At 68.9% G+C, this 19,359-nt stretch carries 34 protein-coding genes; 26 read left to right on the top strand and 8 right to left on the bottom strand.

The window, feature by feature from the left end:
* The first annotated feature begins 65 nt into the window (after positions 1-65).
* The 23 genes from ABZ951_RS00810 (at position 66) to ABZ951_RS00700 (ending at position 12,828) form a co-directional block, all read left to right on the top strand.
* A complete protein-coding gene (locus ABZ951_RS00810) occupies positions 66-350 on the top strand; it encodes a helix-turn-helix domain-containing protein (RefSeq protein WP_344087791.1) in 285 nt (94 codons plus the stop codon).
* A 95-nt stretch (positions 351-445) separates the two neighbouring features.
* The gene (locus tag ABZ951_RS00805; protein ID WP_344087794.1) at positions 446-823 is read left to right on the top strand and encodes a hypothetical protein; all 378 of its coding nucleotides are present in this window, start codon (positions 446-448) and stop codon (positions 821-823) included.
* Entirely contained in the window at positions 823-981 is a 159-nt protein-coding gene (locus ABZ951_RS00800) for a hypothetical protein (RefSeq protein ID WP_344087797.1), read from the top strand. The genes ABZ951_RS00805 and ABZ951_RS00800 overlap by 1 nt, the downstream gene beginning before the upstream one ends.
* Positions 978-1,367 (top strand): phiSA1p31-related protein, encoded by a 390-nt coding sequence (locus ABZ951_RS00795; protein ID WP_344087800.1) that lies wholly within the window; start codon positions 978-980, stop codon positions 1,365-1,367. The genes ABZ951_RS00800 and ABZ951_RS00795 overlap by 4 nt, the downstream gene beginning before the upstream one ends.
* Positions 1,364-1,597 (top strand): hypothetical protein, encoded by a 234-nt coding sequence (locus ABZ951_RS00790; RefSeq protein WP_344087803.1) that lies wholly within the window; start codon positions 1,364-1,366, stop codon positions 1,595-1,597. The genes ABZ951_RS00795 and ABZ951_RS00790 overlap by 4 nt, the downstream gene beginning before the upstream one ends.
* Positions 1,598-2,093: 496 nt before the next feature.
* Positions 2,094-2,357, top strand: coding sequence for a hypothetical protein (locus ABZ951_RS00785; RefSeq protein ID WP_344087806.1), 264 nt, complete (start codon positions 2,094-2,096; stop codon positions 2,355-2,357).
* A 128-nt stretch (positions 2,358-2,485) separates the two neighbouring features.
* Positions 2,486-3,487, top strand: coding sequence for a lambda-exonuclease family protein (locus ABZ951_RS00780; RefSeq protein ID WP_344087809.1), 1,002 nt, complete (start codon positions 2,486-2,488; stop codon positions 3,485-3,487).
* Positions 3,484-3,723 carry a hypothetical protein gene (locus ABZ951_RS00775; protein WP_344087812.1) on the top strand — a complete coding sequence of 80 codons (240 nt, stop codon included), beginning with the start codon at positions 3,484-3,486 and terminating at the stop codon, positions 3,721-3,723. Before ABZ951_RS00780 ends, ABZ951_RS00775 begins: the two co-directional genes overlap by 4 nt.
* On the top strand, positions 3,720-4,538 hold the full coding sequence (locus tag ABZ951_RS00770; protein ID WP_344087814.1) for a recombinase RecT: 819 nt from the start codon (positions 3,720-3,722) through the stop codon (positions 4,536-4,538). The genes ABZ951_RS00775 and ABZ951_RS00770 overlap by 4 nt, the downstream gene beginning before the upstream one ends.
* Positions 4,535-4,903: a hypothetical protein gene (locus ABZ951_RS00765; protein ID WP_344087817.1), complete on the top strand. Its 369-nt coding sequence runs from the start codon at positions 4,535-4,537 to the stop codon at positions 4,901-4,903. The genes ABZ951_RS00770 and ABZ951_RS00765 overlap by 4 nt, the downstream gene beginning before the upstream one ends.
* Entirely contained in the window at positions 4,900-5,694 is a 795-nt protein-coding gene (locus ABZ951_RS00760) for a hypothetical protein (protein ID WP_344087820.1), read from the top strand. Before ABZ951_RS00765 ends, ABZ951_RS00760 begins: the two co-directional genes overlap by 4 nt.
* A complete protein-coding gene (locus ABZ951_RS00755) occupies positions 5,691-5,954 on the top strand; it encodes a hypothetical protein (protein ID WP_344087823.1) in 264 nt (87 codons plus the stop codon). The genes ABZ951_RS00760 and ABZ951_RS00755 overlap by 4 nt, the downstream gene beginning before the upstream one ends.
* A complete protein-coding gene (locus tag ABZ951_RS00750; RefSeq protein ID WP_344087825.1) occupies positions 5,951-6,391 on the top strand; it encodes a hypothetical protein in 441 nt (146 codons plus the stop codon). Before ABZ951_RS00755 ends, ABZ951_RS00750 begins: the two co-directional genes overlap by 4 nt.
* On the top strand, positions 6,391-8,073 hold the full coding sequence (locus ABZ951_RS00745; RefSeq protein ID WP_344087828.1) for a DNA cytosine methyltransferase: 1,683 nt from the start codon (positions 6,391-6,393) through the stop codon (positions 8,071-8,073). The genes ABZ951_RS00750 and ABZ951_RS00745 overlap by 1 nt, the downstream gene beginning before the upstream one ends.
* A 63-nt stretch (positions 8,074-8,136) precedes the next feature.
* Positions 8,137-9,096: a hypothetical protein gene (locus ABZ951_RS00740; protein WP_344087831.1), complete on the top strand. Its 960-nt coding sequence runs from the start codon at positions 8,137-8,139 to the stop codon at positions 9,094-9,096.
* The gene (locus tag ABZ951_RS00735; RefSeq protein WP_344087834.1) at positions 9,093-9,746 is read left to right on the top strand and encodes a hypothetical protein; all 654 of its coding nucleotides are present in this window, start codon (positions 9,093-9,095) and stop codon (positions 9,744-9,746) included. The genes ABZ951_RS00740 and ABZ951_RS00735 overlap by 4 nt, the downstream gene beginning before the upstream one ends.
* Entirely contained in the window at positions 9,743-10,036 is a 294-nt protein-coding gene (locus tag ABZ951_RS00730) for a hypothetical protein (RefSeq protein WP_344087837.1), read from the top strand. Before ABZ951_RS00735 ends, ABZ951_RS00730 begins: the two co-directional genes overlap by 4 nt.
* Before the next feature lie 17 nt (positions 10,037-10,053).
* The gene (locus ABZ951_RS00725; protein WP_344087840.1) at positions 10,054-10,341 is read left to right on the top strand and encodes a hypothetical protein; all 288 of its coding nucleotides are present in this window, start codon (positions 10,054-10,056) and stop codon (positions 10,339-10,341) included.
* A gap of 229 nt (positions 10,342-10,570) precedes the next feature.
* Positions 10,571-10,702 (top strand): hypothetical protein, encoded by a 132-nt coding sequence (locus ABZ951_RS00720; RefSeq protein WP_344087843.1) that lies wholly within the window; start codon positions 10,571-10,573, stop codon positions 10,700-10,702.
* Positions 10,703-11,019: 317 nt separating this feature from the next.
* Positions 11,020-11,352 (top strand): hypothetical protein, encoded by a 333-nt coding sequence (locus ABZ951_RS00715; RefSeq protein ID WP_344087846.1) that lies wholly within the window; start codon positions 11,020-11,022, stop codon positions 11,350-11,352.
* Positions 11,353-11,404: 52 nt separating this feature from the next.
* Positions 11,405-11,959 (top strand): hypothetical protein, encoded by a 555-nt coding sequence (locus ABZ951_RS00710; protein ID WP_344087849.1) that lies wholly within the window; start codon positions 11,405-11,407, stop codon positions 11,957-11,959.
* Between the two features lie 30 nt (positions 11,960-11,989).
* Positions 11,990-12,604: a hypothetical protein gene (locus ABZ951_RS00705; RefSeq protein ID WP_344087852.1), complete on the top strand. Its 615-nt coding sequence runs from the start codon at positions 11,990-11,992 to the stop codon at positions 12,602-12,604.
* Positions 12,601-12,828, top strand: a complete 228-nt coding sequence (locus tag ABZ951_RS00700; protein ID WP_344087855.1) for a hypothetical protein — start codon at positions 12,601-12,603, stop codon at positions 12,826-12,828. Before ABZ951_RS00705 ends, ABZ951_RS00700 begins: the two co-directional genes overlap by 4 nt.
* An 11-nt stretch (positions 12,829-12,839) precedes the next feature.
* Here the strand turns inward: ABZ951_RS00700 and ABZ951_RS00695 are convergent, their stop codons facing one another.
* Positions 12,840-12,980: a hypothetical protein gene (locus tag ABZ951_RS00695; protein WP_344087858.1), complete on the bottom strand. Its 141-nt coding sequence runs from the start codon at positions 12,978-12,980 to the stop codon at positions 12,840-12,842.
* 311 nt (positions 12,981-13,291) lie between these two features.
* On the opposite strand from ABZ951_RS00695, the gene ABZ951_RS00690 reads away from it, so the two are divergent.
* Entirely contained in the window at positions 13,292-13,576 is a 285-nt protein-coding gene (locus ABZ951_RS00690) for a hypothetical protein (RefSeq protein ID WP_344087861.1), read from the top strand.
* Between the two features lie 17 nt (positions 13,577-13,593).
* Entirely contained in the window at positions 13,594-13,836 is a 243-nt protein-coding gene (locus ABZ951_RS00685) for a hypothetical protein (protein WP_344087863.1), read from the top strand.
* An 85-nt stretch (positions 13,837-13,921) separates the two neighbouring features.
* On the opposite strand, the gene ABZ951_RS00680 is transcribed toward ABZ951_RS00685, so the two are convergent.
* The 7 genes from ABZ951_RS00680 to ABZ951_RS00650 all read right to left on the bottom strand — a co-directional run bounded on the left by ABZ951_RS00680 (position 13,922) and on the right by ABZ951_RS00650 (position 18,365).
* A complete protein-coding gene (locus ABZ951_RS00680) occupies positions 13,922-14,290 on the bottom strand; it encodes a DUF6221 family protein (protein ID WP_361278306.1) in 369 nt (122 codons plus the stop codon).
* Positions 14,291-14,301: 11 nt separating this feature from the next.
* Positions 14,302-14,664: a hypothetical protein gene (locus tag ABZ951_RS00675; protein ID WP_344087869.1), complete on the bottom strand. Its 363-nt coding sequence runs from the start codon at positions 14,662-14,664 to the stop codon at positions 14,302-14,304.
* Positions 14,661-14,903 carry a hypothetical protein gene (locus tag ABZ951_RS00670; RefSeq protein ID WP_344087872.1) on the bottom strand — a complete coding sequence of 81 codons (243 nt, stop codon included), beginning with the start codon at positions 14,901-14,903 and terminating at the stop codon, positions 14,661-14,663. The genes ABZ951_RS00675 and ABZ951_RS00670 overlap by 4 nt, the downstream gene beginning before the upstream one ends.
* Before the next feature lie 103 nt (positions 14,904-15,006).
* Positions 15,007-15,573, bottom strand: a complete 567-nt coding sequence (locus ABZ951_RS00665; protein WP_344087875.1) for a hypothetical protein — start codon at positions 15,571-15,573, stop codon at positions 15,007-15,009.
* A 446-nt stretch (positions 15,574-16,019) separates the two neighbouring features.
* Positions 16,020-16,637, bottom strand: a complete 618-nt coding sequence (locus tag ABZ951_RS00660) for a hypothetical protein (RefSeq protein WP_344087878.1) — start codon at positions 16,635-16,637, stop codon at positions 16,020-16,022.
* Positions 16,638-16,648: 11 nt separating this feature from the next.
* Positions 16,649-17,080, bottom strand: coding sequence for a hypothetical protein (locus ABZ951_RS00655; RefSeq protein ID WP_344087881.1), 432 nt, complete (start codon positions 17,078-17,080; stop codon positions 16,649-16,651).
* A gap of 343 nt (positions 17,081-17,423) precedes the next feature.
* Positions 17,424-18,365 carry a GntR family transcriptional regulator gene (locus ABZ951_RS00650; RefSeq protein WP_344087884.1) on the bottom strand — a complete coding sequence of 314 codons (942 nt, stop codon included), beginning with the start codon at positions 18,363-18,365 and terminating at the stop codon, positions 17,424-17,426.
* A gap of 225 nt (positions 18,366-18,590) precedes the next feature.
* Here ABZ951_RS00650 and ABZ951_RS00645 point away from each other — a divergent pair, with 225 nt between their 5' ends.
* Positions 18,591-19,349: a GntR family transcriptional regulator gene (locus ABZ951_RS00645; protein WP_344087887.1), complete on the top strand. Its 759-nt coding sequence runs from the start codon at positions 18,591-18,593 to the stop codon at positions 19,347-19,349.
* Positions 19,350-19,359 lie beyond the last annotated feature (10 nt).

Below are 19,359 nucleotides of genomic sequence, written 5' to 3'. Positions count from 1 at the left end.
CCAGCGTCTCCGGAAACGAACGTCGTGGACACGGACCGGAACCTATCCGCCGAAGGAGAACGACCATGACTCCGAAGCCCAAGCCCGCCCCGCCCGGATGCCTCTGGCTCGCCGACGCGGCCGACTACATCGGCTACGAGATCAGCACCCTCCGCAAGTGGCGCTGGAAGAAGATCGGCCCCGCGTCCTTCCGTGCTGGCGGAAAGGTGACCTACCGCATCGCGGTCCTGGACGCCTGGCTTGCCGCACAGGAAGCAGCCGACCCGCACAGCAACCCCTCGCTGGACCCGGCCAACGCGCCGATCGAGATGCATCTCAGCTCTCACGTGCCCGCCCAGCGCGCCGCCTGAGAGCGGTATGCGGGCCCAACCACCGGTTTCTGGCGAGTCACCGGCAGCCGGGCCCTTGATCAACCTCACACCACTCCGAAGAGAAGAGGCCGATCGTGTCTCCATCATCTCCTACCCCGCCCGTACCGAACCTGCCGGGTTCATCGCCGCTGGTCGAGCGGATCGACCCGGACACGGACTACATCCATGTCACCGCAGCGTTCGGCGACCGCTTGACAGTCGTGCAGTTCAAGACTCAGGGCCAGCCCGAGGGCACCCAGGACTCGGTTCCTGCGGTGACGGTCCACGGCTCCGGCTGGATCGAATACCACCTGCCCGCCCGGCAGACGCCTGACGTCGCGGCGCCTGTCACGGAGGCGGACCGGCTTCGTGCCCGTCTCGCCGCGGTCGAGGACCTGATCGCCCGGGCCACGCAACAGGGCGTCGCGACGATCGACCGGGTCCTCGTCGCCCGCGCCGCCGGAGGTGCGTGATGGCCACCGCGACCCCCGCCCCGGCGACGACTGGCCTGCCGGAGTGCGAGCTGCGCCACCTCCTCGACCCCGATGACTCCGCCTACGCGACCGTGCCGGCCGAGCATCCCGAGAACGTGACCTACGACCACGACTGGACGCCGGGAGGCACGCCGTGAGCATCCTCGACGACCTGACCGCAGCGGCCAGTACCCCGGGTCTGCCGGTCGGTGACCAGCAGCAGCTGGCACGAGCCATCGGCGACATTCACGAGATCGACGGCGTGCCGTTCGACCTGAGTTGCCTGCTCGTGGACGCGACCGGCGGCCGGTGGTCGTGGACCGGGCAGCGCGACGATCAGGGTGTGCCGCTCATGCGGTTCGTGCCCCGGCCCGGCGACGGCCAGGACATGACCGCGGCCGAGCGGACACCCCTGCCGCTGAACGACCTGTGGTGGCACCACGGCCCGCTGCTGCGTGAACAGCCGCCACTGCTGGCCCGGGACTACCGGCACGCCCTCCGGACAGCCCCGACGCCGCTCGACGTCTTCGGCGGTGCGGCGTGAAGGGCTACGACGACCTCGACGCCGAGGACTACCTGGCCGGCCTCATCCACGACCGCCAGTACCAGTCGGCCGCGAACTACCTGCACAACCTGGCTGCTCTGCGGGCGGCGGAGATGCCGCGGCACGCCGTGAACTGCCCGTGCCGACACTGCGAACGCCGCCGCCTGGACCACCAGATCCGCATCCGACGCCAGTACGAGGCTGCCCTGCGACTGGAGGCCGCCGCGTGACCGGCTTCGAGATCCGGGCCACAGCCCTTGCCGGGCTCCTGCTCCTCACCGCTGCCGCTCTGTGCGCGGCCGGCCGCCGCATCAGTAAGGGGGACCGATGAACTGGATCACCGTGGGAGCCCTGTTTGTCCTTGCAGCGGCTGTCACCCGCTGGCCGCACGTCCTCGACTGGGCCGACAAGCTCCTCGGCCGCGACCGGGATGGAGACGCGCGATGACCCAGCAGCGTTGCCCGTCCTGCAAGAGGACGTTCGAGGACTGCCGGTGCACCAGTTACCACAACCCGGACTCTTGCCGTCTGTGCGCCGCATTCCGACACCCGGCCCACGCCGGGACCCGGCCGGCTATCCCACAGCAGCGGAAGGCGTCATGAGCACCGCGTCGCAGTGGATCGGATGGGCGATCTTCGGGCTCATCGGAACCACCATCGCCCTCCTCGCAGGGCTCCCGGCCCGCACGGATACCGACCCTGATCACCCTGAGCACAGGAGGCCGGAATGAACCCCTTCTCCGCCGCCCGCTCCCTGGCCCGCCACCGGGGCAAGAGCAGCACCCAGCTCCGACACGAGTGCGACGAGCTGACATGCCAGCTGATCGCCGCCACCACCCAGATCGGTCAGCTCACCCGAGAGCGGAACGTGCTCGAAGCCGAACTGGACCAAGCCGCCATCGACATCTCCGGCGCCCTCCAGGACAAGGCCGACGCCGAAGCCGAACTGGCCCGGATCAAGAGGGCAGACGCCACCCACAGCAACGCCTGACCTGGTTCTGCCCGCCGCCGTAGATGACCACCGGCTCCCGCGGCGGGCCCCAAACCACCCGACCGGCCGCCCGCCCCACCCCTCTCCGGGGCGGGCGGCCTCCCTCAGCACACCCTGAAGGGAATCTCATGGTCACCATTGGCCCCATCGGCGGCTCGCCGCCTCTCAGCTATCCGTCCGGCGCCCAGGTCGTTCTCGCCGCCGACGCACCCGCCGCCGACTGGCATGCAGCCCGACGAACCGGACTCGGGGGCTCCGACATGGCCGCGATCTGCGGCCTCAACCCGTACACCAGCCCCCTGGAGATCTGGTTCGCCAAGGTCGGCCAGCCCGTCCCCCGCCGCGAGGACCCGGTACTCGGCGAGGCCGCCCTCATGGGCCACGCCCTCGAACCCCTCATCGCCACCCGCTTCACCGCTCTGACCGGCCTCCTCGCCGTCGACGGCCCCGGCACCCTGCGCCACCCCGACAAACCGTGGATCGCCAACCTCGACCGCATCACCGAGGAGAACGGCCGGCCCGGTGTCGTCGAGTTGAAGTCCCGCTCCTCCTACGCACTGAAGGACTGGCTCGACGAGCCCCCCGTCGACGTGCAGGTTCAGGTCCAGCACTACCTCGCGGTCACAGGCTGGGATTACGCCTACACCGCCGCCCTGATCGGCGGGCAGCGCACCATCGTCCACCGCCTGGAACGCGACGAGGAACTCATCGCCGACCTCGCGTCGATCGCCGACGAGTTCTGGGGCTGGGTCGAATCCGGGCAACAGCCCCCGGTCGACGGCTCCCATGCCACCGGTCAGCTTCTCGACCGCCTCCACGCCCATCCCGACCGCGAGGTCGTCGTCGCCGACGCTCTCACCGTCGAGTGGCTCCTCGAGCAACGGGCCAAGGCGAAAGAGCAGATCACCGCCGGAGAGATCGCCCTCCTCGAAGCGGAGAACCAGCTCAAGCACATCGCCGGCCAGGCAACCGACGTCCACATCCGCGGCGAACTCGCCTACTCCTGGCGGCCCCAACGCGGACAGATCAGCTGGAAGAAGGCAGCGCTCGCCGCGAACCCCGACCTCGACCCCGAGCCCTACCGCGGCGAGCCCACCCGCGTCCTCCGCATCCACATGGAGAACCAGTGATCGACCACGACCCCGTTCGCGACATCCGAACCGCCGCCGAGAACCTTCGTAACAGTCCGACCCTGAACGACGACGCCCTCTTGTGGTGGCTCATCGAAACCGTCATGCGCCATGTACCCCGCGACGGACGGACCTGCGAGCGCGATGACGACCCGTGGCCCTGCGAAGACATCCTCTCCGCCCAGAAGGTCGCAGAGACAGTCAACATCGAGGCACCGGCGGGAGGGCAACTGTGACCAGCACCGCCCGCAACGCCGTCGCCCGCCGCGCCGACAACGTCGGACAGGTCGAGCAGAGCAGCCAGCCGAACCTGCAGCAGCAGATCGAGCGCATGCGCCCCCAGATCGCCCGCGCCCTGCCAGCCCACCTGGACGCCGACCGGATTGCCCGCATCGCCCTTACGACCTTGCGGCGCACCCCCAAGCTCGGCGAGTGCTCCCCGGAGTCGTTCCTCGGCGCCCTGATGACCTGCTCCCAGCTCGGCGTCGAACCCGGGGGACCGACTGGGGAGGCGTACCTCGTCCCTTTCAAAGGCGAGGTCACGTTCGTCCTCGGCTACCGCGGCATGGCCAAGCTGTTCTGGCAAAGCCCCATGGCCAAGTCGCTCTCCGCCCAGGTCGTCCACGAGGGCGATCATTTCGAGTACGAATACGGGCTCGACCAGCGACTCGTCCACCGGCCCGCTCTCACCGGCCGAGGCAAGCCGATCGCCTACTACGCCGTCGCCACCACCACGACCGGCGGGTCCGCGTTCGTTGTCCTCTCCCCAGAAGACATCGAGAAGCACCGTAAGCACTCCTCGTTCCCCAACGGCGGGCCATGGCGAGACCACTACGAGGCCATGGCCAGGAAAACCTGCGTCCGGGAGCTCTTCAAACTCCTGCCAACCTCCGTCGAGCTCGCTCAGGCCACCGCCCACGACGGGACCGTCCGCACCGACGCCACCCTCGACAGCATCGACGCCCCCGGCCCGTACATCACCGGTGAACTCGAAACCGCCTGTGAGGGCATCGCCCGCGCCACCCAGCAGACCGAAGGCGGTACGTCATGATCCGTCGACTCACGCCGGCTGAGCGTCTCGCCGCGGCCGACAAGAACTTCACTCTCGCTGCCATCGTCGAGCGCTCGACGTGGGACCGGTTCCTCGTCGAGCAGGCTGTCTTTGCCTTCGGCCTCGAGCGCGACGTCTTCAGCTGCAACGACCTCCGCGACCTCCTGCCTGAGCAGGGCCACGGATTCCTCGGCGCGACGATCAACGCCCTCCGCAGCGCCGGGATCATCGAGCACGTCGGGATGGTCCCCTCCACCTCCGGCCCCACGCACGGCCACCGCATCGCCCTGTGGCGCCTGTCCGTTAAGGGTCGGCTCATCGCCCAGAACCGGCGCCCGCAGCCAGGACGGCAGGCTGCGGCATGAGCGCCCGCCACGTGGTGATGTGGTCTGGGGGCATCACCAGCTGGGCAGTCGCGCGACGGGTCGTCGCCAAGCACGGTACGGCCAGCACGGTCCTGCTGTTCGCCGACACCCTCATTGAGGACGACGACCTCCACACCTTCAACGATCAGGCTGCTGCGCAGCTCGGCGTGCCCATCACCCGCGTCGCCGACGGCCGCGACCCCTGGCAGGTCTTTGAGGACAAGCGGTGGCTCGGCAACACCCGCATCGCCCAATGCTCCCTCCTTCTGAAGCTGAAGCCTTGCCGGCACTGGCTGGAGGCAAATACCGACCCAGCCGACACCACCGTCCACGTCGGCATCGACTGGACGGAGCCTGAGCGCCTCCCCGCCATCGTCAAGGGCTGGGCACCATGGACCGTCGACGCCCCCCTGACCCGACCACCGATCTGGCACAAGCAGCAGCTCCGAGCCCAAGCCCGCGCCGCCGGCCTCATCGACCCGCGCCTCTACCGCCTCGGGTTCGCGCACAACAACTGCGGCGGCGCCTGCATCAAAGGCGGCCAGGCCCAGTGGGCCCGACTCCTGGAGGTGTTCCCCGAGCGGTACGCCCGCGCCGAAGCCCAGGAGGCCAAGATGCGCCGGATGCTCGGCAAGGATGTGTCGATCCTCCGTGATCGCCGCGGTGGCGAGACACGCCCGCTCACCCTGGCCGCGCTCCGCCAGCGCATCGAAGAGCAGCCTGACCAACTCGACCTGTTCGACGAAGGTGGCTGCGGCTGTTTCACCCACACGCCGGCAGGTGCCGCATGACCATCAGCCTCTGGACCGTCGCCCTCTTCGCCGGCGGCCTGGTCTTCATCGTCAGCCACGACGCCATCGAACGCCGCCGCCGGAACCGCCGCGTACAAGCGGCCCACCACGCACGCGCCGCCGACCGGACCCTGCCCGTGCTGCCGGAGGAGGCATTCCTCCTCGGCCACGAACCCCTCGACGACGCAGCAATCACCGACCAAACCGCCCTGGGGATCCAGGAGATCACCGCCTACCTTGCAAAGGAGGCAGAACGATGACCGCTGTCCGCTACCGGCCCCTCATCGCGACCACCCGATACGCCATTCCCGCCCACGACCCCGTCTGCCCCGGGGAGGACAACGGCGACGTCGACTGGATCGCCGTGGAACGCACCCTCAACCGCGAGCACCCCCAGGTCAGCCTTAACCGCGACGAACAGCGGGCTGCTGCCCTAGTCCTCACCCGGAGCGGGTGGGGCAAGCGCCGCATCAGCGAATTCCTCAGCCTCTACGAGCGGCTCATCGAGGAATGGCAAGCCGACGCCGGCCTCCTCCTGCCCAACCGCTTGTGCACTGCTGACGGATGCGACCGGGCCCGCTCCGGCCGCGGCCTGTGCACCCGCCACCTGCAGGAACGCCGGGTAACCGAGAAGAAGAAGCAGTGCGACCACCAGGATCAACGCCGCCGCTATTCGGAGAAGGGGAGGAACCGCTGATGTCCCACCAACACGACAATGACGCTCTGACGGTGATGGATTGGTTTTGTGGGGCCGGCGGCTCCTCTCAGGGCGCCCACGCTGTCCCTGGCGTCCGGGTAGAACGGGCGGCGAACCACTGGGCCCGAGCAATCGAGTCGCACGCCGCGAACTTTCCCGAGGTCGACCACTACCGCGGTGACATCCGCGAAGCGCCCGTCGACCGTTGGCCGGTCACGGACATCTTCTGGGCCAGCCCCGAATGCCCCCAGTGGTCCAACGCCCGCGGCAAGAAGCGCGACTTCGATACCAGCCTCCAGCCCGACCTGTTCGGCGAGGCCGCACCGTCGGAAGAGGTCGAAAGGTCCCGGGCCCTCATGGAAGAGGTGCCCCAGTACCTGCGCGGCGTCATCAACCGCGGCGGGCTCGTCAAGGCCGGTGTCGTCGAAAACGTCGTCGACGTCCGCGCCTGGGACCAGTGGGACCGATGGCTCGGCGAAATCCGCAAGCTCGGCTACCACACCCGCACCATCGCCCTGAACAGCATGCACGCCGACCCGCGAGCCGTCCACGCCGCACCGCAGTCCCGCGACCGCCTTTACGTCGCCTACTGGCACCGGTCCCTCGGTCGGAACCCGGACTGGGACAAGTGGCTCCGCCCCCGGGCCTGGTGCGGGCTCTGCCAGCAGTGGGTCCGCGCCATCCAGGTCTTCAAGACACCTGGCCGGGACATGGGCCGCTACCGGCAGCAATACGTCTACCGGTGCCCCCGCACCACCTGCCGCAACCAGATCGTCGAACCGTCCGCCCTGCCCGCCGCCGTCGCCATCGACTGGAGCATCCCCGGCCAGCGCATCGGCGACCGGGCCAAGCCTCTCGCCGACAAGACGATCGCCCGCATCCAGGCCGGGCTGAAGAAATTTGCCAAGCCCATGGTCGTTCCCGCTGGCGGCACCTGGCGCGACACCGGCACCTCCCTCGACCAGCCCATGCCGACCCGCACCACACGGGAGAACGACGGCCTCGCCATCCCGCCCCTCCTTATTCCCGTCGAAGGCCGCGACGGCAAGGAACCCGCCTCGGCTCACCAGCCGCTGCGCACCCAGACCGCCCGCAACGAAACCGGCCTGGCGTGGCTGCCGTTCATTGCCGAACTGAGGGGAGGCGGCAGCATCGCCCGATCCGCCGCCGAGGCCCTGGCCACGGTCACCGCCTCCGGCAATCACCACGGCCTGGTGACTCCGGACATCCCGGCGATGGTCATGCGGAACAACGGGTCGAAGGGCGACGGCGGCGAGCACTGCACCAGCGCCACCGACCCGTTGAGGACCCTGACCACGGCCGGCCATCAGTCGCTCGTTACCTGGGAGCACCTCCTCGTCCCCTACTACGGGACCGGTACCGCACGCACCGTGGCCGAACCAGTGGGAGCCCTGTCCACCCGGGACCGGTACGCGCTCGTCAAGGGCAGCATCGACGTCGAAGACGTGCTGTTCCGCATGCTCGAGCCGCACGAGATCGGCCGCGCGATGAGCTTCGCCGATACCTACGTCGTCCTCGGCTCCAAGCGCGAACGCGTCCGCCAGTACGGCAACGCCGTCACCCCGAATGCGGCCGAGGTCATCCTCTGCGCCCTCGTCGAAGCGATCACCGGCGACGAGCTCAGTCGCCACGACACGCCTGATCTGGAAGCCGCTGCGTGACCGCCTGCGCCTGACAGGCACCCGCACCACCGAACAACCCGTTCTCGGCCGGAAGAGGAACCGATGCCCTGGTTCAAGATCGATGACTCGGCGCACTCCCACCCGAAGTTCATTCGGGCCGGGAATGCGGCCCTCGGTCTGTGGCTGCGGTGCGGCTCCTACTCCGCCCAGCACCTCCTCGAGGGCTTCATCCCCAAGTCCGTCATCAAGCCGTTCGGCGGGACCCCCGCACAGGTGCGCAAGCTCCTGGAGGCCGGGCTCTGGCACGAAGCCGGCCATGACTGCGACCGGTGCCCCCAGCCCGCCGACGGCTACATGATCCACGACTTCTTCGAGGGCGGCCGGAACGTCACCAAGACCCAGCACGAAGCCAACAGGAAGGGGGCCGCCGAGCGGGCTGCGAAGAGCCGCGAGAGCAAGAAGCGTGCTGATTCTGAGCGCGAATCGAACAACATTCAGTATGCAACTTCTTTTCAAATGAAACCAAATCGCGCGCGAAATGAACCCTACTTTCAGGGTTCCACCGCAGGTCAAGAGGGTCTGTCACACCGCACGCCCGCTGACGGTGCTGCGCTTGCCCATGCCGCTGCCATGCCAGTACCCAGTACTTCCTCCGGAAGTACTGCTGCTGCAGGCGAGCCGGCCGGCAGCAGCGGCCTGCCCGATCAACTCGCCGGCCTCAAGCGCGCCATCGGCGCCGCCGGCCTCTCCGGAGTCTCCTGGGACCTCCGCGAATCCGCCTGGGAGTACACCCGCCAAGCCATCGACCGCGTCGGCGTACCCGCCATGGTCGCCTTCGCCGTCAACTCAGCCCGCCTCAAAGGCCTGCCCGCAGGAGCCTCCGCCTGGGTCCAAGGCTGGCGCTCCCTCGAACCAACACCCGAGCCCCAGATCGGCGTGTCCTACCTGCCCGCCGCCGTCGGACTGCCGACCGCCGTGAACCGCCAACAGCAGGAAGTTGACGACTGGGCCAGCCGCGCCATGAGCCGCGCCCGGGCCCGCATGACCGAGGAGAACCCGTGACACCCGACGAAACCGTGGTGCTTGCCCGCTACGTGCGAGCACTGTGCCCGCAACAGAAGTTCGACGAGTACACCCCCGACGCCTGGCACGACGTCCTCGGCGGCTACCCGCTCGCTGCCGCCCGGGCTGCAGCAGCCGCAGTCGCAGGCCGTCAGCCGTTCGTGAGCCCCGCCGAGATCATCGACGAGATCCGTAAGCAGCGAGACGCCCGCGCCGACAGCTTTCAGGGCCCCGGACTCCCCGCCGAGATCCCGGATGCCGACCCCGACGACGTGCCGGCGTACCTCGCCGCCCTGCGAGCCCAGCGGACACGCGCAGCGGACGGATTCGAGCTGAAGCCGCGGAAGGTGGCGACGCTCATCGCCGGTGTCGGCCGCGAGGTACCGCCGGAGATCACTGAGGTGAAGCGGCCGGGCCCGCTCGGCATCGACTGCCCGAACTGCGGCGCGGCGATAGGCCGTCCGTGCCGGACGCCGGGCGGCAGCGAGCGGGCCCCCCATGCGGCCCGTGTCGGCCGCAAGGATGCCGACGCCGAGAAGGCCGAGGCCGAGCGCCGCCGGGCAGCTTCCGCCCGTTTCCTCGCCCGCCAGCAGGCCGAAGGCCGGCTCCTCGGCGACGGCGTCATCGACTTCGAAGGCGGTGCCCCGTGAGCGGCGACTTCGACACCGACGATGTCGCAGCCATGCGCCGCCAGGGCGACCTCCGGGCCTTCCTCCGCGATCAGATCGCCGCCGGCAAGGCCCGCCGCACCCAGGCGCCCGCCCTGACACCGCCCCGCCCCACCGGCCGCCGGCCCGGGGCGTGGCCGCCGGGCACCAGGCCGCCCGGTCCAGCGCCCACCACCGGCACACCGGCCGAGTGGCAGCAAGCCGTCGACGACTACCGCGCCACCATCCGCCGCCGAATGGCCCGAGACGACACCGCCGAGGAGACCCCGTGAACCGGTACAGCGCCCCGATGCCAGATGATCTCCGGCACTTCTTGCGCGCCAAGCACCACCCCGCCCGCTCCGTCGCCTGCCCGCACTGCCGTGCCCACGAGCACCAGCCGTGCACCACCCCGTCAGGGCGCCGCCGCATGTCCGAGCCGCATCCGCAGCGGATCTCTGCCTGGGCCCGCACCACCGCGTGCTGCCCGGCCTGCCAGGTCGAGCCCGGCGTCGAGTGCCACCTCGACGGCTGGCCCCTCCACGACGGGCAGGTCCACCCCCAGCGTGACGACGAAGCCCGGAGGATGACCCTGTGAGCCCCCTGGAGCGGCTCCTGGCCGAGGAGTTGCCGACGGGTACGTTCGGCGCCTCACGGCCGCCCACCCAGGGCCCCTCACGGGACTCTCAGCGACCAACCGGCCCCGACCCGCGAGCCGCAGAGCACCGCGCCGAGCTCGAGGCCGCCCTCAACGGCTGGCAACACGGCCGGCCCCGCCGCCACCTCCGCCCCGTACCCAACTCCCCGGCCCGAAGGAGCGCCGCCTGATGACCGCCATGCGGTGGTCGGAGCCGTGCCTGTGGGACGACGAGCCGCCGCCGGAAGGCTGGTGGCTGGAGGAGCCGGAGCCGCAGGGGCGGGGCGTCGAGGCCGTGGTCGTCGTGGGCGGTGTGCTGTGAAGGCCCCGCACCTGTCGCCCCGCCAGGCCGAGGTGCTGGCCGCCGCCGCTGACGGTGTCCCGCTGTCTGCCGTGGCCCTCCGGCTCGGGATGCCCCGCACCCAGGTCGCTTCCCGGCTGTCGGAGGCGTACCGGGCTCTGGACGTGGCGTGGACATCACGCGATCAACGCCGTGCCGCTGCTGTTCGGGTTGCCCGGCGGCACGGCCTCATCCCCCAACCGCTCACAGGAGCCGCCAAGTAGTCGCCAGGCTCCCGGAGCCTGCCCGGCACCCGTTCGGCTGTCTATCGAAAACTCGACAAGCGATTTGAGGTATCAATGACCCACACCGAACCGCACACCGGCCCATCAGCCGTCACCGGCGCGCCACCCCTCAATGCGATCAAGCACCCGAAGTGCGGGCGGTGGTGGACCGGGCTCGGCCGCGCCCACTGCCCCGCATGCTGCCGGACATTCAGCTGCGACTCGGCGGCGGACAAGCACCGCACCGGCCGCTACGGCAAAGATCGCCGATGCGTCGACCCAGCCACCACTGGCCTTGTAGCCACCGCCAAGCCCTGGGGCGAAATGTGGCAGAACCCCGCACCCGAGTCGGTCGCCGCCGTCACGCCCGCGCAGTGGGCCCGCGGCACCGGCAGCCAGGCAGCCTGACCACCCCCATGCCCGGCCGCGCCTGCGGCCGGGCCCACCCCGAAGGAGATCGATGACCGACACCAGCCTGGCCGCCGATCAGCTCCGCGCCTTGCTGATCCGCTGCGTCACCGACGGCGCCCACCACGCACGCGCCGCGGCCGCCTCACACACCCCCGAGGGCGCCCTCGTCCACGACGGATTCACCGCCGGCTTCCATCACGCCGCGATGTACGCCGCCGACCTCCTCGCCACCGGCAGCATCCAGGCCCGCGGGGGCCACCGCGTCCCCGACAACGACCAGACCGCCGCCGAGCACCTCGCCGACCACCTCCCCGACAACCCTGGCCAGCGGGCACGGCTCATCGGCGGCACCATCCGCAACGCCTGCGCAACCGTCACGGCCGCAAACCGCACCCACCCAGAAGGAAACCGCCCCGAGGGTATGGGCAGCACCCACGTCTACCTGTCGACCGGCTGCCTGCACGGTCAGCACGACTACCGCCAGTCCAACACCGGCAGCAACGGGACGAAGATGCCGGCGTCCTGCAAATTCTGCCGCGCCGCGTGTGTTTGCGACTGCCACCAGGTCGCGGTGGCGCCTGACCGTGAGATCCCCGTCCCCTGACCTGCCCGCACGACCGCAAGGAGCCCCGCCATGCACGACACCGTTGCCCCCGCCTCCTGGCCGTGCGTTCTGTGCGACCGGCCGGCCCGTACCCGTGTTCACGACGACTGCCGCGTCCGGGTCGCCACGAACCTGGACGAACTGCCGGTGCTGTACCGGCGGCTGGAGGAGGTCCTGGTGCCCGGCCGGGCGGGGGGCGACGGCCGCACCGGATCCCGTACCGCGCCCCTGCCGGTCAACTTGTCCGCCCTCGACTTGCGGGCCCGCGGCGGCATCGAAGGCGTGCTGACCAGCTGGGAGCAGGACGCCCGGGACCTGCTGGGCCTTCCCGGCGTCCCATGCCGCGGCGCCGTCGAGCAGCAGGTCGGCGGCGCCGCCGCCTTCCTGCAGGACCAGCTGCTGTGGTTCTGCGACATCCACCCCGCCGTCCGCGAATTCGCCGACGAGATCAGGAACGTGGCCGCCCAGGCCCGATACCTGATCACCGGCGAGACCCCTGAACGCCACGTCCGCCTCGCCTGCCCGTGCGGCGCCACCCTGTCGATCACCCTCGCCACCCCCGGCCGCCAATGCACCCGATGCGGCCAGCAATACAGCTGGCAAGACCTGCGCGACCTGCCCATCGCAGAACGGCACGCAGCATGAACGACGACAGCGGGATTCAGCCCGTCTGCACCCGCCTGCCCCTGGCCATGGGCGACGACGGCCAGCCCTACCTCGCCGCCGACGCCGTCAGCACCCTTTTCCGGGCCATGGCCGAGGTCATCCGCGGCCATCGCAACGAAGACGGCGAGATCGACATCGTCGCCCACATCCTCGAGATGGAAGCCGACGCCCTCGACTGCCGGGCCATTGAACACACCCTGTGACGTGCCGCTGGCTACTCCTCGGCTGGCAGGACCGTCATCCGGCACCACGACCAGCCCGGCATCTCCGGGTCGTCCGCGGTGTCGGCGACGATCTGGCCGTCACCGGTCAGGCTCCCCGACCGGGCCGTGATCCACGCCCGGATGCGAGCCACACCCTCTACCGGGCCCCTGATCTCCACCCAAACCTCACGCGGATCCCCCAAGGTAACCGGACCGGTCTCGTCAGTACGATCATCCACCCCATCCATGCCCCGATCAACGCGGCCAGCAGCTCGCAGATACGGCCTCCGCCGGGTCGACCGGGGCGCACGCAACCCGGCGCATCGCGGAAGGCGCGCCACCCCCACTCCCTAACGTTTGGGGGTGCTCGCCCGAGCACCCCCGGACTTTCCGGGGTGCTCCGGAGTCCCCGGGGTCCATGGTTCGCTACGGTGGAGGCGTCACAGCCCGAGTGGAGGCCAGGATGAGCGACAGCCCGTGGACCATCGAACGTATTTCCGATGCGCTCGGCAACCCCACCCTCGCCCAGCGCTTCCTCAGCGAGATCAACAAGGCCCCCGCCCACGAGATGCTCAGCGTCTTCGCGAAATGGCAGGGCATCGCCGAGCGCACGCTCGCCGCAGTCCAGCGCGGCCGCGAAGCAGCGGCCATCCAGGAAGCCGGCGGCGACATCCCCGGCGAGTGGACCGACGTCACCGACAGGGTCCTCCAAGACGCTGCCCGAATCCGGTCACGCGGCGCCGCCTGACCTGACAGGCTGGCCCGGTGTACGTCCTCAAATGCGACGCAACGAATCAGGCAGTCTGGGACTCCCTGCCCCAGTCGGTCAGCGAACGTCTGACCCTCGCCCTCGCCGCAGCCTGCACCGACCCCCTTGGTGCGACCGAGCCCTACGGGGAAGATGACGGGATCATGCGGACCCTCGTCACCGGCGACCTGCTGCTGGTCATCTACCTGGGCCACCAGACGAAGACGCTGCACATCTACCAGATCGACTACCTGGGCTGAACCCAGGCTCGACGAGTCCCCCGCCTTTAAGCGGGGGACTCGTTCGCTGTCCGGAGGTGTCAGCGCCAGGACTTGGACGCCACCCTTACGGCCGCCACTCCTCGCGGTAGTCCGGGTGATCGGCATACGGCAGGGCAAGGCGCTTGAGTACGGGGATCAGCTTGTCGCCGTACCACCGGACCTCGGCGTCCTCGATCTCCTCCACGATGGCCCGCTTGGCATCGACCTCGGCGAGGACGCGAGCTGGGGCATGGCGGACGATGTGCAGGGCGTTCGGGACCCCGTACCCGTCCGGTACCCGGCGGCAGTCGGCCACCGCCGATCCGTATGGCCGCGCCTCGGTCGCGTTGTCGGCATGCACGCCGGCCACGTGGTCGCGGCGGACCCACGGAGCAGGCTGTGCTGCTCGCGCTACCTGCTCGTCCTCGTCGAGGCGGGCGTGGAGGAACGTCACCAGGTCCACGGTCACTCCGGCAGCCGCACGTACACGGACACGCTCGCGTGCTGTTGGTCACCTGCGATTCCGTAGTCCGTACAGACCCGGTCCACGATCAGCGGGTCCTTGGTGTTGTGGAGGGTCACGGTTTGCCCCACCGCTGGCACCGGGAGGTCCCCCGAGAATCGGGTCAACTCGATCTCCTCGCCGTCATGTTCGTACACGAACGCGAGAGTCTGGCGCGGCTCCACCTTCCACCTCGGCACCTCGAACTCGGCGGCGGCCTTGAGGACCTTGCCGATTTCGCGCGGCAGGTCACCTTGAGTCATGGACGGCTCTCCCTCATGGATGCGCTGGTCGTATCGATCGCCCTTGCCTTCATTGGCGCTCATGAGGCTCCGCCCTGGGCTACCGCTTCTCCGGTCGCCTGGCGCTCGGCTCGGGTGCGGGAGTCGCCATTGATGTCGATGCACATCTGTCGGGCGCGTTCGTGGTTGATGCCGGCCCACGTGCCGAGCTCGCGGAAGGAGTGTCCGTCCAGGCGCGCGGCGGCAATGTCCTGGCGGCGCGCCTGCTCCTCCCGCTCGATGGTCTTGGTTCGTCGGCGTAGCTGCTTCTCCCAGTCGGTCATGTGGTCATGGTCCCATGAGGGGCGTCTATTTTCTAGCCGCGGATTCGTCTATACGGTAGACAGTCGCGCCGATCCCCGCGCACACCACCACCCTGCGCGCCGGTCAGCGGGCCGCCGCGTGCACGTGCGCCTCCAGCAACGATGCGAACACCCCATTCGCCCACCGGGCCCCGCGCTCACCCACCGCTGCCACCCGGTGCCGGCGCGTCGCCCCCTCCAGCGCGGCCAGCGCCCGCGGATCCACCCCCGCCCAACAGTCGAACTGATGCGCCCAGTCCAGGGCGCTCTCCGGGCTGTGCTCACCGCACTCCATCAACCGCAACGCCGTGAACGCCACATCCACCCACGCCGGGCCGGCCGCGGGCAACGCCCAGTCCACCAGCCACCCCCGCCCCGCGCCGACGAGGAGGTTGTGCGGGTTCGTGTCCGTGTGGAGGAGCGTGTCCCCGGCCAGCAGCACCAGGTCCTCCTCGTCCAGATCTGACCACCGGTCCGTCAACGGCGGAACCCCCGCAGGAGCACGCCGGCCCCCAGCAGCCGTCAGGACGTCCGCGACGGCAGGCAGGTCGGGCGACCCCGGGGACAGATCCGCGTGGGCCCCCGGCACGAACTCGAACCCGAGCAGGTCCCAGCCGGCCGCCTCTACCCGCCACAGCAACCGCGGCGACACGCCGACGACGGCCGGGTTCAGGGCTACCTCCCACGACTGAGCCGAGCGCCCGCGCTCATAGCCAGCAGGGACCCCCTTCACGAACACCTGCCCCCCGGCCGTCGACAACACCGCCGCGAAACGGCACGTGATCCCGAACGGCACCCCCACCACAGCGTCCACCGGCCCCGTCCGCGCCTCCACTGCCCCCCGCACGCCCGCCGGCAACTCCCCCCAGTTCACCCGCACATCCGCCACAGCACCCTCCCCAGAACACACAGAACGGGGGCCGCGACCGCGACCCCCGCCAGACCCGACGGCAACCTACCCCGGCTCCTGCGTCGCCCCACACTTCCGGCAACGATTCGCACCACTCCACGTCACCCACTCGTGATCACACTCAGCCACGCTGCTCACCCCCTCCCCACAAGATCGAACCCACCCCAGCCCCCGACGAGCCAGGAAACCTACAAACCCGTCAAGCGAGCAGCTTCCTCGCCCGTGACCTGCCGACGCGCCGCAACGAAGTGAGCCAAGGCCATCACCTGCCCCCACACCCGGCCAAGAGCCTCATCCGTGCGGTCCATGACCCACGCGTAGTCGCCCCAGTCGCCGTGATCGCCGTGAAACGTGAGCTCACGGCCATGGCAGCTCCGCATGATCTCGTCGACGTGCCTGCGGTCGTGCCAAGCGTGACGCTCCGCCGCCCAAGCGCGCCCCGGTGTCCAGAGCCCCGTCTCACGCAGCCATCGGACCTCGGCCCGCTCCCCGGCCGCATCCTTCAGCACAAAGCCCAGCCACGGGCCCTCGGCCGGAACATAGTCGACCACCGCCCGGGCATAGCGCCGGAGATCGCCAGCCGGATCAAGGGTGATGCTGTTGACCTGATAGCCAGCGGCCATGTACAGCACAGCGTGGCCGGCCTCGTGCACAGCAGAACTCAGCACCCGCTCCTCCGGCGTGTACGCCGCCACGCTCCCCGTGTCCCGCCACTCCTCCGGCGGCGGCACACGGGTGTAGCGCACCCATGGCGCCCACTCCGCATTAGCCACATCAACGTCGGGATTCTCGAACCAGCGCGACACGGACACCCCCGTCAGCCCATCTGCCGGCGCAGCACCCGCAGCGTCGCCACGAACGCCTCCGCCTGGGCGATCAGCGCATCCACCTCCGGGGCCTCCAACTCCGCATCCGAAACACCCTGGACGTACAAAGTCGTGTAGCCCGTATCCGTGTTCGTGTCCTCCCGGTACAGCTCCGCCGACACCAACCACTCATCCGGCGCCGCCCCCGGAAACGGATTCGCCAACCGATACTGCGAACCCCAGTGCGACGTCGACGTCGGCCCGAACGTATGAGCCGCCCGATCGCGACGATCCTTACACCACGACGGACACACCGACGGATGCGGCAACGACGGCACAGCCGCGGCGGAGGGCGGCGGGGGAGTAGCGGAAGGCTGGACCGGAACCGTGGCATCGGCCACAGCAGGCAGCGGCAGAACACGAGAGGGCAGTACATTGGACATGGAAAACCCTTCTTGACCGATGGGGATTTCTTGATCAGCGGGTGATGACCGCTGGTTTCTGGCGGCCGGGCGGGTGATGACCGCCCGGCCGCTGTGCTATTTGCTCAGTTCGAGCAGACGCTCACACGCTAGTTCAGGACACCTGACCTGCGGATCGGCGAGGTTGAGATCTGGATGGTCATCGAACTGCGCTTTGACACATAAGAGTTGATAGATCCCGCAGGTCAAGCAAGTTCTAAGAGTCATCTCACCCCCTCCAACCTCGCCGAACTACTCGGAGCGTTGCTTAACTCTTGTCTTGCAGGTATCTTGCGGTGCCCGTTTTGCGCGTTCCAGGCTTGACTTAAAGTCGTCCCCTGTCGAGTGCGCCGTAACGCTGCTGGCAGAGGTGGCCCGGCTCGATGACGATCTGCACCTCCACCGGTTTGCCGTTCTCCCCGCGCACAATCCGGAACGTGCGCATCACCGGCACTTCGTCAGGCAGGTTGAGAGTGATCAGTTCAGCGGTGGTCGGCACGCGGACTGTCAGCTGGTCCGTGCCTTCGACCCCAACAACTGCGGCGTTGCTGCACCGATAAGCAGTGGTCATACGGATCGGCCAGGCGTCCACGCTCGTGATCTGCACCTCGCGCCAGACGCGGTCCGAGGAGGCGACCCCGAGGACTTCCGCGACTTGCTGCGGAGGCGTGGTGTCGCCCGCGCCAACCACAGTCACAACGTGGTGCTGCGGATCGTTGAAGTTGTCGGGGGTCGGCGAGGTGACAAACACGCCCGCTCCCGACTTCCCGATCGCGAGACCCTCGGCCTTGAGGATGACCAGCGCACGCTGCACAGTGACGTTGGAGATCCGATACTGCTCAATGAACTCAGCTGTCGTCGGCAGCTTGCTTCCGAGAGGAATCTCGCCGGACATGATCAACGCTCGCAGATCTGCCGCCACACGCTGAGCTGCCGAGCGCTCATCCCGCTCAACCTGCTGAAGCCGTGGGCGCAGCGGTTCGTGCTCGACAACCGGCAGCAGCGCGAGAAGTGGCGACGGAACGGGGTTGTGGGTGCGGTTGTGCACTGGCTTCTCAGCGAGGATGGCGCTGACCTCGGCGGCGGTGGCCGCCTCCCGGGTGTCGAACCACTCTGTTTCCCGGGTGATCACCGTTGACCACCACGGCTTGCTGGTGGCGTGGTGGGCCATGCGGGCCTTCGGATTGCTTGTGATGCCAACGTAGAGCAGGCGCTCGTCGGCGTCGTAGAGACGGTAGAGCGCGGTGCGCTCGGGCGAATCGGGCATGGTCCCCCTTCGCGATGCCTTCTGCTGGCGTTCCACGTGGAGGTTGCGCGTACAGTGGTGCAACGAGCAGGACAGGTCTGCCTCCTGACCTGCACGAATGATGTCAGTGGCTGTGCGTGCACGTGGAACTACTGGAATAGACGGTCGCGGACTTCCACGTGGAAGTCAAGTGGGTCGTCACGTCCGGCATCGCTGAATGCGCACAAGCTCGTCTGGGAGGTGTCCTTGACAGGCAAGAAGCGCGACGACGGCGCAAGGTACGAAGAGATCGCCGACGAGTTGCGGGCACGGATCGATAGTGGCCAGTACGCGCCAGGCGACAGAGTTCCTGGCGAGAACGAGATCATGACCACCTTCGAGGTCGGCCGTGACACGGCATGGAAGGCTCTCCAGGTCCTCCGGGATCAAGGGCTTACGGAGACTAGGCAGGGCGCCCCGACTCGCGTTCGGAAGTTTGAGCGCATCGTTCGTCCAGCTAACAAGCGCCTGTCGCGCGAAGTCTGGGGCGACGGCAAGTCCATGTGGTCAGTCGACATCGTCGACAAGCGGCCGACCCCACTGGATGTCGAGGTGCAGCGCGTCGAACTCGATGCTCGGATCGCTCGCATGCTGGGCATGGAGGCGGGGCTGCCAGCCGTCCGTCGCAGCCGGCGTTACGCCATAGGCGCCAAGCCGGTGATGCGTGCCGTCTCTCACATCCCCGCCGACCTTGCTGACGGAACCCCTATCGCCGAAGTCGACACAGGGGATGGCGGCATCTATGGCCGGCTCAAGGACATCGGCCACGCCCCCACGCTCTTTCGTGAGGAGGTCAGGTCGCGCATGCCTACGAAGGCTGAGAAGGATTGGCTGGACATCAAGCGCGGCACTCCGGTCATCGAGATCATCCGCTACGCGGCCGAGGAGTCGGGCCGCATCGTCGAGGTCAATGAGATGATTCTGGACTCCTCCAGCTACGTCCTGGAGTACGTCATCCCCTCCTGACCTGCACCTC

It is taken from the genome of Streptomyces sp. NPDC046215 (assembly GCF_040646215.1).
GTDB classification, from domain to species: Bacteria; Actinomycetota; Actinomycetes; order Streptomycetales; family Streptomycetaceae; genus Streptomyces; species Streptomyces stramineus.
The sequence above is the reverse complement of the archived record's forward strand: the minus strand, read 5'-3'. Positions and strand labels throughout refer to the sequence as shown.